This is a genomic window from Streptomyces sp. NPDC104581, from assembly GCF_055583685.1.
In genome coordinates this window covers 200,483-212,174 of sequence record NZ_JBVJNN010000007.1, presented here as the reverse complement: position 1 = coordinate 212,174, position 11,692 = coordinate 200,483, and the positions used below count along the sequence as shown (strand labels likewise).

Here is an 11,692-nt window from a genome sequence, read left to right as displayed (position 1 = left end):
TCGAAGGACCACCGTGGGCGCCGCCGGAACCGCCGCGCGGCTCCCGTCGCCCGCGCCCCCTCCTCACCGTGCGATCGTTCGGGAGGCACGATCATGGGCGACAAGGCGAACGGGCATCCCGGGGCCGCCGGAAGGGCGGCGACGGTCGACCGGCCCTCCTCCGTACGGAACGTGGTGCTGGTCGGCCACAGCGGATCCGGCAAGACCACTCTCGTCGAGGCCCTGGCGCTGACCGCCGGGGCGCTCACGCGTGCGGGCCGGGTGGAGGACGGCGGCACCGTCTCCGACTACGACGAGATCGAGCACCGGCAGCAGCGTTCCGTACAGCTCTCGCTCGTCCCACTGGAGTGGGGCGGGTGCAAGATCAATCTGCTGGACACCCCCGGCTACGCGGACTTCGTCGGGGAGCTGAGGGCCGGTCTGCGCGCGGCGGACGCGGCCCTCTTCGTCGTCTCGGCCGCCCAGGAGGCGGAGGCGGTGGCCGGCGCCACCCGCGCGGTGTGGGAGGAGTGCGCCGCCGTCGGCATGCCGCGCGCCATCGTCGTGACGCATCTGGAGACGGCCCGCGTCGGCTTCGACGAGCTGACCCGGGTCTGCGGCCGGATCTTCGGCGGCGACGACCCCGACGCCGTCCTGCCGCTCTTCCAGCCGGTGTACGGCCCCGAGGGCCCGGACGGGCACGCGCCGGTCACCGGGCTCACCGGGCTGCTCTCGCGGCGGATCCACGACTACTCCTCCGGCACCCGCCGGGCCCTGACGCCCGATCCCGGCCGGCTGCCGCTCATCGACGAGGCCCGTGACCGGCTGATCGAGGGGATCATCGCCGAGAGCGAGGACGAGACGCTCATGGACCACTATCTCGGCGGCGGCGAGATCGACGAGCAGACGTTGGTGGACGATCTGGAGAAGGCCGTCGCCCGCGGTGTCTTCCACCCCGTCCTCGCGGCCGCGCCCGCCGCCGACGGCGCCCGCCAGGGCCTCGGCACGGTCGAGCTGCTCGAACTGATCACCGGTGGTTTCCCGACCCCGCTGGAGCGCCCGGCCCCCGAGGTGACCACGCCGGGGGGCTCGGCGCGACCGCGTCCGGTCTGCGACCCGGACGGCCCGCTGGTCGCCGAGGTGGTGAAGACGGCGTCGGACCCCTACGTCGGGCGCCTCTCCCTCGTGCGGGTCTTCTCCGGCACCCTGCGGCCCGACGAGACGGTGCACGTCTCCGGGCACGGTCTCACCGACCGGGGCCACGAGGACCACGACGTCGAGACACGGATCGGCGGGCTCTCGGCTCCCTTCGGCAAGCAGCAGCGCGCGCTGGGCAGTTGCGTCGCGGGCGATCTGGCGTGTGTGGCGAAGCTGTCGTGCGCGGAGACCGGCGACACGCTCTCCGCCAGGGACGATCCGCTGCTGATGCGGCCCTGGGCCATGCCCGACCCGCTGCTGCCGTTCGCCGTGGAGGCGCACAGCACGTCGGACGAGGACCGGCTGTCGCAGGGGCTCGCGCGGCTGGCCGCCGAGGATCCGACGATGCGTCTGGAGCAGAATCAGGCCACCCGCCAGGTCGTCCTGTGGTGTCTGGGCGAGGCGCACAGGGACGTGGCGCTGGAGCGGCTGCGCCACCGCTACGGCGTGCAGGTGGACGTGGTGCCGCACAGGGTGGCGCTGCGGGAGACCTTCGGCGAACGGGCGGCGGGACGCGGCCGGCACGTCAAACAGTCCGGCGGCCACGGGCAGTTCGCGATCTGCGAGATCGAGGTGGACCCGCTGCCTGCCGGGTCCGGTGTCGAGTTCGTCGACGAGGTCGTCGGCGGCGCGGTGCCCCGGCAGTTCGTCCCCTCCGTGGAGAAGGGCGTGCGGGCACAGGCCGCGCGCGGTGTCGCGGCCGGACATCCGCTGGTCGACGTGCGGGTGACGCTGGTCGACGGAAAGTCGCACTCGGTGGACTCGTCGGACGCCGCTTTCCAGACGGCCGGGGCGCTGGCGCTGCGCCAGGCAGCCGCGGCAGCCCGTATCGACCTGCTGGAGCCGGTCGCCGTGGTGGAGGTGGTGGTCCCCGACGAGTACGTGGGGCCCGTGATGAGCGATCTGTCGGGGCGGCGCGGCCGGGTGGTCGGCACCGACCGGGCCGGGGAGGGGCGGACGGTCGTACGGGCCGAGGTACCCGAGATCGAGATCGGCAGGTACGCGATCGACCTGCGGTCGGTGTCGCACGGCGCGGGACGGTTCAGCCGCTCGTACGCCCGGCACGAGGCGATGCCGCCCCACCTGGCCGACCGGTTCCGCGAGAGCGCCGGAGCCGCCGTGGGGGCCTGAGCCGGTGTGACGCGGGCGGGACGTGCGGAGCGGGGTCCGGTTTCTCCCTGACGCGGGGCGTGTGCCCCGGCTACGCTGTGATGCGCCCCAGCTCAGCAGGTGTGCGGGGCACGGCAGTTGGGAAGAGGGCGCAGCAGCGGATGCTCGCGGCGATGGGGGCGGACAGTGTCGGACGGATTCGATTTCTCTCCTGGGGCTCAGGTTCCACTTCAGGGGTCGGCGGGTCAGACGGCGGCGACGCATGCCCTGGCCTCGGCGGCGTACCGGGACAGCCCGGTGGAGGAGATCCTCAAGGCGAACAGCGAGTGGCACAAGTCCGAGGTGAAGAAGGGCAAGGTGTCGCTGTTCGAGCCGAATCTGGGCGAGGCGTTCTCCCGCGCGGTGCAGACCCGGATGCTGGGCGGCGGCCGTGCCGCGCTCATCCAGTCCTTCGGCACGGAGCCGCAGACGGTGGTCGAGCACGCGCTGGCGGCCTCCCGCATCCGTAAGGAGCGCGACACCCGGCTCACCCTGGTGACCGTCCTGTTCGGGCTGCTGTTCCTGCCGGGGACGCTGCTGTGGATCGGCGTCTTCCAATTGCGCAGGACACTGGCGGGTTCGAAGGACAAGAAGGCGGGTGCCATCGGCGGCGCCCTGCTGCTCGGCGTCGCGGCCCTGGCGGTGGTCTTCCTGGTGGCGCTGCCGTTCACGGGGTTCCTCGGCTGGTATCTGCGCGGTGTGATCATCGCGCCCGTCATCGGCTGGCTGCTCGCCAAGCGGATCTGCGAGACGACGGCGAAGGACCTGCGCGCCCGCTGGACCGACCTCCTGGCGGGCGGCGGTCTCGGCGCCAAGGTGCCCGAGGCGGTGCCGGGGCATCCCGACGAGACGGCGCGGGAGGAGCTGCGCAGCGGGCTGGAGAAGCTGACCGCGGAGCAGCGTTCCAACGCGGTCTTCTACGCGGGGCCCAAGGGGATACTGGGCATGGGCACCCGGTGGGGCAACTGGACCCTCGCGGAGGAGCTGGTTCCCAAGGAGGCCGGCAAGGAGATCCACCAGTTCCGCAGCTACGACGTCATAAAGGCGATGCACGACCAGCTGAAGATGCTGGAGCGCGGCCCTCTCAACTCCGGTGGTTTCCCCAAGCCCGAGGTCAAGCACTGGATCGTACGGCCGGTCGACGAGAACGCCGGATCGGTCAGCAGGCCCGACGGGCAGGACGTCGAGGCGTACCAGGTCAAACCGCACGAGATACAGCGGATCTGCAACCACCAGCAGTTCGGCGCCGGTGACCGGCACTACCTGGGTGTGCAGTTCGTCCTCTGGGACGGCCAGTTGATCATCACCATGATGATCACGGTGACGGTCCTGCACGAGACGCTGCGCATCGAGGTGACGGGTCACGCGCTGGGGCCGGTGAACCCCCTCTTCTTCTCGAAGCCGTCGCCGAAGACGGTCACCAAGCCGAAGACGGTCAGGTTCTGGGAGACCACGACGCACAGTCTGCCGCTGGTGGAGCCGAAGGAGGCCGTCCGGCTGGCGGTCCGCGCCCCCTTCACCTGGTACCCGCCGGTCCTCGACTTCCTCGGTGGGAAGCTGTCGCTGCCCGAGCCCTTCGGCCTGCGGCACGCCTGGGCGGACAAGCCCTGGCGCCACCGCTTCATGGCCGACGACGCGATGCGCGCGGCCACACCGGTGCTGCGGGTGGCGCACGCGGCGGCCCTGCGGGTGCTGAACGAGAACGGCGTGGACACCGAGCGCTTCGGCAGCCGCTCCTCGTCCCTCAGCGGCGCGGTCCAGGACCCGACACCGAAGAAGGTGGACGTGTACGACGCGTAGGACCGGTGGCCGGCGTTACGAGGAGGAGCCCGGCGCCGGCCACGCGTCCGCCAGCATCACCCGTGTGTCGGCGAGCAGTTGGGGCAGTACCCGGGTGTGCGCGACGACGGGCATGAAGTTGGCGTCGCCGCCCCAGCGCGGTACGACGTGCTGGTGCAGGTGGGCGGCGATGCCCGCTCCCGCCACGGTGCCCTGGTTCATGCCGATGTTGAAGCCGTGCGCCCCGGACGCCGTACGCAGCGCGGTCATCGCCTGTTTGGTGAACGAGGCCAGTTCGACGGTCTCGTCCGCGTCCAGCTCCGTGTAGTCCGCGACGTGCCGGAACGGTACGACCATGAGGTGGCCGCCGTTGTACGGATAGAGGTTCAGCACCGCGTAGACCGACTCGCCGCGGGCGATGACGAGCCCGTCCTCGTCGGACTTGCGCGGGATGTAGCAGAAGGGACAGCCGTCGTCCGCGTTCGGACCGGTGGGCTTGTTCTCGCCCTGGATGTAGGCCATCCGGTGGGGCGTCCACAGACGCTGGAACGCGTCCTGGGTACCCACTCCGATCTGCTGCTCCGGCTCGCTCATCATGCTGTGAAGCATATGACTTCGGCCGGCTGGAGCGTGTCGCCGGGCCCGCCCGCGCACACCCCGCCATGCTGGCGCGATGCGTGTCCGGAACCGACCCGAGCGGCTGCGTGACTGGGAGCGGCGCGTGGAACTGCCGCTGCTCGCCGGCTCGCTCCTCTTCCTCGCCTGCTACGCGGTCTGCGTGCTGAACCGGAGCAGCGACCCCGTCGTGCGGGACACGGCGCTGTCCCTCCTGTTCACCATCTGGACGCTGTTCGGCGTGGACTACGCGGTCCGGCTGTTCCTGAGCGGCCAGGGGGCGCGCTTCGTCACGAAGAACTGGCTGGACACGGTCGTGCTGCTGCTGCCGCTGCTGCGCCCGGTGCGCATCGTGAACACCTATGTGGCGCTCCAGCGCCGCCGGGACGAGCCACGGCTGAGCCTGTACGGGCGGGTGATGCTGTACGCGGGGGTGACGGCGGCCCTGCTGAGTTTCGCCACGGCGCTCGCCGTCTACCAGCAGGAGCGCGACGCGCCGGGGGCCACCATCCGGACCTTCGGGGACTCGGTCTGGTGGGCCTGCTCGGCGATCACCACGGTCGGTTACGGCGATGTCACCCCGGTGACCTCGCTCGGCCGGCTGTTCGCGGTCTTTCTGATGCTCTGCGGCCTGGCGCTGCTGGGGGCGGTCACCGGCGCCTTCTCGTCCTGGCTGATCCAGGTCTTCGGCCGGGAGGACCGGGCGAGCAGGGCGGAGCGCGGGATGCCGCCGCCTAAGGACGTACCGCCCCCGGGAATCTGACGCCGGGGGCGGCGGGCCGTTCCTCAGACCTGTACGCGGCGCTCCACGACGTCCAGCAGCTCGGCCAGGGCCTCGTCGGCGGGGATGCCGTTCTTCTGGGTGCCGTCCCGGTAGCGGAAGGACACCGCGCCGTTGGCGACGTCCTCGTCACCAGCGATGATCATGAACGGTGTCTTGGCCTTCTGGTGGTTGCGGATCTTCTTCTGCATCCGGTCCGCCGACGCGTCGACCTCGACCCGCAGCCCCTTGGCCTTCGCCCGCGCGGCGAACTCCTGGAGGTAGGGCACGTGCGCGTCGCCGATCGGGATGCCGACCGCCTGGACGGGCGCCAGCCAGGCCGGGAACGCGCCCGCGTAGTGCTCGAGGAGCACGGCGAAGAAGCGCTCGATCGAGCCGAACAGCGCACGGTGGATCATGACGGGCTGCTGCTTGGAGCCGTCCGGCGCGGTGTACTCCAGCTCGAAGCGCTTCGGCTGCTGGAAGTCGACCTGGATGGTGGACATCTGCCAGGAGCGGCCGATGGCGTCCTTGGCCTGTACGGAGATCTTGGGGCCGTAGTACGCGGCGCCGCCCGGGTCGGGGACCAGCGGCAGCCCCTGCTTGTCGGCGGCCTCCTGGAGCGCCGCGGTGGCCTCCTCCCACTCGGCGTCCTCGCCCATGAACTTGTCGGACTCCGGGTCGCGGGTGGACAGCTCCAGCTCGAAGTCGGACAGGCCGTAGTCCCGCAGCAGCTCCAGCACGAAGGTGAGCAGGGAGTCCAGCTCCTGCGCCATCTCCTCCTTGGTGCAGTAGATGTGCGCGTCGTCCTGGGTGAAGCCGCGTGAGCGGGTGAGGCCGTGCACGACGCCGGACTTCTCGTAACGGTAGACCGTGCCGAACTCGAAGAGACGCAGCGGCAGCTCGCGGTAGGACCGGCCGCGCGCCTTGAAGATCAGGTTGTGCATCGGGCAGTTCATGGCCTTGAGGTAGTAGTCCTGGCCGTCGAACTCCATGGGCGGGAACATGCCCTCCGCGTAGTGCGGCAGGTGTCCCGAGGTCTCGAAGAGCTTCTTCTTGGAGATGTGCGGGGTGTTGACGAACTCGTACCCGGACACCTCGTGGCGGTGGCGCGAGTACTGCTCCATCTCCTTGCGGATGACCCCGCCCTTGGGGTGGAAGACCGCGAGGCCGGAGCCCAGCTCGTCGGGGAAGGAGAAGAGGTCGAGCTCGCTGCCGAGCCTGCGGTGGTCGCGGCGCTCGGCCTCGGCGAGGAAGTCGAGGTGGGCCTTCAGCTCGTCCTTGGACGGCCAGGCGGTGCCGTAGATCCGCTGGAGCTGCGGGTTCTTCTCGCTGCCGCGCCAGTAGGCGGCGGCGGAGCGCATCAGCTTGAAAGCCGGGATGTTACGGGTGGTGGGCAGGTGCGGACCCCGGCACAGGTCCTTCCAGCACAGCTCGCCGGTCTTGGCGTCGAGGTTGTCGTAGATGGTCAGCTCACCGCCGCCGACCTCGGCGGACGCGCCCTCGGCGGCGTCGGCGGCCTTGCCCTTGAGCCCGATCAGCTCGATCTTGTACGGCTCGTCCGCCAGCTCGGTCCGGGCGTCCTCGTCGGTGGTGACCCGGCGGGAGAACCGCTGGCCGCGCTTCTGGATCTCCTGCATCTTCTTCTCGACGCGCTTGATGTCGTCGGGGGTGAAGGGCTCGGCGACGTCGAAGTCGTAGTAGAAGCCGTCCTTGATCGGCGGGCCGATACCCAGCTTGGCCTCGGGGAACAGCTCCTGCACGGCCTGCGCCATGACGTGCGCGGTGGAGTGACGCAGGATGTCCAGGCCGTCCTCGGACGACATCTCCACGGGTTCGACGCTGTCGCCGTCGGCGACCTGGTGGCTGAGGTCCCGCAGCTCGCCGCCCACGCGGGCGGCGATCACGGTGCGCTCGCCGGGGAAGAGGTCGGCCGCCGTAGTGCCCGTCGTCACCACGCGCTCTTCCCGCTCGGAATCGCGTTCGATGGTCACGCGGACATCTGACACCGGTCTCTCCTTCACTCGGGGGGCGTGCGGGCTGGTATCCGTACGCGACGGAAATGGTACCGAGCCGGAGGGGCCACTCGCCAAACAGTCCAATTGCGCCGCCGTCTCCGGCGTACGGCGCAAAGGGCGCGGGTATCACCGATTCGGGCAGTCGGCCGGACGCCATCTGCCGAGCGTGCGTGAGGAGTTCGCATGACGCACTGGTACGAGGGCCCGCTGGCCGCCTTCGGTACGGCGACGACAGGCAGCGACGCCGAGGAGGACCGGATCGTGTCGGCCGCCCTCGTCGTCCAGGACATCTCGGGCGCCCGCGCCCGGGTCACCCGCTGGCTGGTCAGTCCGGGTGTCCCGGTGCCGGCCGAGGCGACCGAACTGCACGGCCTCACCGACGCGTTGGTGCAGCGCTCCGGCCGCTGGCCGGCCCCGGTGATCGAGGAGGTCGGCCGGGCGCTGGCCGAGCAGTGCGCGGCGGGCCGGGCGCTGGTGGTGATGGACGCGCCGTACCGTCTGACGGTCCTGGACCGCGAGATGGGGCGCCACCGCAACTCGTCCCTGGCCCGCTATCTGGAGAAGGCCCCACTCTGTGTGCTGGATCCGGGTGTGCTGGACCGGCATCTCGACCCCGTCCGCAAGGGCCGCCGGCGGCTGGTCGACCTCTGTGCGCAGTACGGGGTGGCGCTGGACGGCGAGCACGACGCCGTGGCCGAGGCCGTGGCGGCGCTGGAGGTGGCGCGGTCGGTGGGGCGGCGGTTCGCCACCACGACGCAGCAGCTCACCGCGGCCCAGTTGCACGCGCGCCAGGCGGTCTGGCACGCGGCGCAGACACGCGGCCGGCAGGACCGGTCCGCGCGCGGCGGCGCAGGGCCGGCGTCCGGTCCGGCATGGCCGCTGCGTCCCCAAATCCCCGCGGTGGCCTGACAGTCACGCCACCCGGCGGGCCCGGCGGCACGCCCGGCCGGACAACAGCGAGGCCGGTCCGTCATCGACGGACCGGCCTCTCCCGGTGGGCGATACTGGGTTCGAACCAGTGACCTCTTCGGTGTGAACGAAGCGCTCTCCCACTGAGCTAATCGCCCGGGAACGGACTGAACCATACAGGTCCCGGCGGGTTGCGTTCAAACCGTATGACGGCGTGCGAGCACCTTCCGCAGCCCCCGCCGCCCGGCCCGCATCATCAGCGCGTGATTGGCGAGGAAGAAGGGCCGCCCGGCGACGGCGAGGCGCCGCAGAAGCGGCTTGTTGACGTCCACCTCCTGCTCGTAGAGGGCGCGGGTGCCGCCGCCCCGTGCGCTCAGCGTCCACCGCGCCCAGCCTTCGAGGTCGCCGGTCATCTCGATCTCCAGGACCCGGGCGCGCGGGTCGTTCCTGCTCTCGCGGGCGCGCACATGGAGGTCGTACGGAATCACGGACCGGAAGCGGGCGGTCCCGGTGCGCTCGTCGACCGGGGTGACCTCCCGGACCTGTGGCCACCAGTCGGGGTACTCACCGGCCCGCTCCAGCACCGCGAACACGGCGTCCGGGGCCGCGTCGAGTTCCCAGACACTGCGGAAGCGGTAGTGGTTCCTGTCCATGGCCCCAAGTGTGCGGCCCCGCACACGTACTCACACCCGTATCTGAGTACGAGAGCCGATGGCCCGTCCTGTGGCACGGACCACACTCCGGGACCATGGAGAACGTTCCGCGTCCGGCCGAGGAGCTCGCGGTCCTCGACCGCGAGCTGGCCCACATCGACGCGCGCAGAGCGCAGTTGCTCGCCCGCAGGACCTATCTGCTGACGCTGATGGCACCACCGCGCCCGCTGGCACCCCGGCCGCCGCACGCACCGGCGGGGTGGCCCGCAGCCCGCGCGCCCGAGACGTCCCCGCCGAGCGTGCAGAACGCGCTGCTGGCGCTCGGCGGGGTGCTGCTGACCATCGCGGCGGTCGCCTTCACCCTGGTCAGCTGGGGCACCATGGGCATCGGCGGCCGGTCGGCGGTGCTGGGCACCGTCACCGCCGGCGCCCTCGCCGCTCCCGCCCTGCTGCTGCGCCGCGCGCTCACCTCCACCGCCGAGGCCGTCGGCGCGCTGGCCCTGGTGCTGGCGGTCCTCGACGCCTACGCCCTGTACCGGGTCGCGCTCCCGGACACGGACCCGCTCGGCTACACGGCCGCCGCGTGCGCCGTGCTGGCCGGCGGCTGGGCCGCGTACGGGCTGGTCGTCGACCGGCTCAGGACTCCCCTGCCGGCCGCCGTCCTCACCGCCCAACTCCCGCTGCCGCTCTGGGCGCTGGCATCGGGGGGCGGTCAACTGACCTTCGCCTGGGCGCTGCTGGCGACCGCTGCCGCGGACCTCGCGATCCTGCTGTGGACCCGGCCGGAGCCGGCCCGGTCGGTCGCGGGTGTCACCGCCTGGGTGGCCGGCGGCTGGGCGCTGCTGACCGCCGCCGGGCTCTCGGTGACCGCGGGCTCCCCGCTCGACGCCGCCCGCCCCGGCGCGCTGCTGATCGCCGGGGCCGGTGTCGGTCTCTTCGCGGCGGTCCGCGTTCCCGGCGCCGCGTTCGCCGGCTCCCTGGTGGCCGGTCTGGCCGCGACCACCGCGGCCGGCGGGGTCGTACGCCCCTCGGTACCGCTCGGCTGGGCCGTCGTCGGGTATCTGCTGTGCGGCGCGGCCCTGTTGACCGCCGTACGGGCCCCGTTGCCCCGTGCCGCGGTGCGCGGGCTGTGCACCGCCGCCGGCGCCACCGTGACGGTCGCCGTCCTGTGGACGCTGCCGTCGGTGGCCGTCACGCTGCTCGGTCCGGTGTCCCGGATGGACGGGCTCTGGCCGGGGGCGCCCGGCGGCGTACGGGAGGCGATCGGGACCGGTCAGGGATGGCCCGCGACGGCCACGGCGCCCCTGGTGCTGCTGATCGCCGCCACCCTTCCGGCGCTCGCGTACGGGCGGCTCCCGGCCTCCGTACGACCCGCCGCGCCGGCCTGTGCCACGGGCCTGGCCTGGGCCGCCGCGCTGGTCCTGCCCGCCTCGCTGGACCTCGGTTACGCGACGGCCGTGGCGGCGGGCCTGGCCACCACGGCGGGCGCGCTGGCGCTCGCGGTGTACGCGCGGCTGCCTGGCGCGCCGGGACGACTCGGCCCCGCGGCGCTGTCGGCGCTCTCGACGACGGCCCTGTTCTGCGCGCTGGCGGGCGCGGGCGGTGTCTCGCTGCTGTCGCTGGCCTCCGAGACGGCCACGCAGATCACCCTGGGTGCGCTGCTCGTCCTGTTCTGCGGCGCCGCGGTGGCACTGGACGCCGCCGTGACCGGCACCGGGACCGGCGACGGAGCGGAGGACTCCCCCTCGGCGCGGGCCGCCTTCGGGGCCCGGTCCTGCCAGGCGGTCCTGGCCTGCCTCGCCGTCGTCACGGCCGTCGCCCTGCTCGGCGCGCTCTGCGCCGCCGCCGGGCTGCCGCGCGAGCACACCGCCCTCGTCGTCCTCGCCGTACCCGCCGCGGGCGCGCTGCTCGGCGCGCGGCTGGGCCGCCACCCCGTGGCACTGCCGGTCGAGCTGACGGCGGCCGGTGCCGGTCCGCTCGCGCTCGGCCTCGCCGCCGGCCGCCCGGAGACCGTCGCCCTCGTACTCGCCCTGTGCGGGGTCGTCGCGGCGGGCACCGCGCTGCGCCCGGAGCGCCGCACGGCGGCCGGGTGTCTCGCGGCGGGACTGTTCGTCCTGGCCACCTGGGTGCGGCTGTACGCGTCCGACGTGGCCACCCCGGAGGCGTACACCCTGCCGGTGACCGTCCCCGCGCTCGTGGTGGGTGTCCTGCGGCGCCGCCGCGATCCCGGGGCGTCGTCCTGGACCGCGTACGGCCCCGGCCTCGCGGTGACGCTCCTGCCGAGCCTCGTGGCCGCCTGGGGCGACACGCACTGGCAGCGCCCGCTGGCCCTGGGGGTCGCCGCGCTCGCCGTCACGCTCGCCGGCGCCCGGCTGCGGCTCCAGGCGCTGCTGGTCCTCGGCGGCGCCGTGCTCGCCCTGGACACGCTGCACGAGCTGGCGCCGTACATCGTCCAGGTCGTGGGGGCCATGCCGCGCTGGGTACCGCCCGCGCTCGCCGGACTGCTGCTCCTGGCGGTGGGCGCGACCTACGAACGGCGCCTCGACGACGCCAGACGGCTCAGGGAGTCCCTGGGCCGGATGCGCTGACGTGACGGGCCGCGGCACGGGATTCACGTGCCGCGAACGTGCCGT

General features: G+C 72.6%; 8 protein-coding genes and 1 tRNA gene. 5 read left to right on the top strand and 4 right to left on the bottom strand.

Going from position 1 to position 11,692, the window contains the following annotated elements; all coding sequences use genetic code 11:
* Nucleotides 1–93: 93 nt before the first annotated feature.
* Both ACZ61E_RS09205 and ACZ61E_RS09200 read left to right on the top strand, forming a co-directional pair.
* On the top strand, nucleotides 94–2,307 hold the full coding sequence (locus ACZ61E_RS09205; protein WP_469698910.1) for an elongation factor G-like protein EF-G2: 2,214 nt from the start codon (nucleotides 94–96) through the stop codon (nucleotides 2,305–2,307).
* 165 nt (nucleotides 2,308–2,472) lie between these two features.
* Nucleotides 2,473–4,125, top strand: a complete 1,653-nt coding sequence (locus ACZ61E_RS09200) for a hypothetical protein (RefSeq protein WP_469698908.1) — start codon at nucleotides 2,473–2,475, stop codon at nucleotides 4,123–4,125.
* Between the two features lie 15 nt (nucleotides 4,126–4,140).
* On the opposite strand, the gene ACZ61E_RS09195 is transcribed toward ACZ61E_RS09200, so the two are convergent.
* The gene (locus ACZ61E_RS09195) at nucleotides 4,141–4,713 is read right to left on the bottom strand and encodes an HIT family protein (RefSeq protein ID WP_469698907.1); all 573 of its coding nucleotides are present in this window, start codon (nucleotides 4,711–4,713) and stop codon (nucleotides 4,141–4,143) included.
* 64 nt (nucleotides 4,714–4,777) lie between these two features.
* Between ACZ61E_RS09195 and ACZ61E_RS09190 the strand changes: the two genes are divergently transcribed.
* Entirely contained in the window at nucleotides 4,778–5,482 is a 705-nt protein-coding gene (locus ACZ61E_RS09190; RefSeq protein ID WP_469698906.1) for a potassium channel family protein, read from the top strand.
* Between the two features lie 23 nt (nucleotides 5,483–5,505).
* On the opposite strand, the gene thrS is transcribed toward ACZ61E_RS09190, so the two are convergent.
* On the bottom strand, nucleotides 5,506–7,488 hold the full coding sequence (gene thrS, locus ACZ61E_RS09185; protein ID WP_469698904.1) for a threonine--tRNA ligase: 1,983 nt from the start codon (nucleotides 7,486–7,488) through the stop codon (nucleotides 5,506–5,508).
* A 192-nt stretch (nucleotides 7,489–7,680) separates the two neighbouring features.
* Between thrS and ACZ61E_RS09180 the strand changes: the two genes are divergently transcribed.
* Nucleotides 7,681–8,406, top strand: coding sequence for an exonuclease domain-containing protein (locus ACZ61E_RS09180; protein ID WP_469698902.1), 726 nt, complete (start codon nucleotides 7,681–7,683; stop codon nucleotides 8,404–8,406).
* An 86-nt stretch (nucleotides 8,407–8,492) separates the two neighbouring features.
* Here ACZ61E_RS09180 and ACZ61E_RS09175 read toward each other — a convergent pair.
* Both ACZ61E_RS09175 and ACZ61E_RS09170 read right to left on the bottom strand, forming a co-directional pair.
* Nucleotides 8,493–8,564 (bottom strand) — tRNA-Val (locus tag ACZ61E_RS09175).
* Nucleotides 8,565–8,603: 39 nt separating this feature from the next.
* The gene (locus tag ACZ61E_RS09170; protein ID WP_469698900.1) at nucleotides 8,604–9,059 is read right to left on the bottom strand and encodes an SRPBCC family protein; all 456 of its coding nucleotides are present in this window, start codon (nucleotides 9,057–9,059) and stop codon (nucleotides 8,604–8,606) included.
* 95 nt (nucleotides 9,060–9,154) lie between these two features.
* On the opposite strand from ACZ61E_RS09170, the gene ACZ61E_RS09165 reads away from it, so the two are divergent.
* The gene (locus tag ACZ61E_RS09165) at nucleotides 9,155–11,647 is read left to right on the top strand and encodes an SCO7613 C-terminal domain-containing membrane protein (protein WP_469698898.1); all 2,493 of its coding nucleotides are present in this window, start codon (nucleotides 9,155–9,157) and stop codon (nucleotides 11,645–11,647) included.
* Nucleotides 11,648–11,692 lie beyond the last annotated feature (45 nt).

What these genes read in the sequence shown, in the direction of transcription:
- ACZ61E_RS09195 (WP_469698907.1), bottom strand. Translation starts at nt 4,713, where the DNA reads ATGCTTCACAGCATGATGAGCGAGCCGGAGCAGCAGATCGGAGTGGGT.
- ACZ61E_RS09180 (WP_469698902.1), top strand. Translation starts at nt 7,681, where the DNA reads ATGACGCACTGGTACGAGGGCCCGCTGGCCGCCTTCGGTACGGCGACG.
- ACZ61E_RS09165 (WP_469698898.1), top strand. Translation starts at nt 9,155, where the DNA reads ATGGAGAACGTTCCGCGTCCGGCCGAGGAGCTCGCGGTCCTCGACCGC.
- ACZ61E_RS09205 (WP_469698910.1), top strand. Translation starts at nt 94, where the DNA reads ATGGGCGACAAGGCGAACGGGCATCCCGGGGCCGCCGGAAGGGCGGCG.
- ACZ61E_RS09190 (WP_469698906.1), top strand. Translation starts at nt 4,778, where the DNA reads ATGCGTGTCCGGAACCGACCCGAGCGGCTGCGTGACTGGGAGCGGCGC.
- ACZ61E_RS09170 (WP_469698900.1), bottom strand. Translation starts at nt 9,059, where the DNA reads ATGGACAGGAACCACTACCGCTTCCGCAGTGTCTGGGAACTCGACGCG.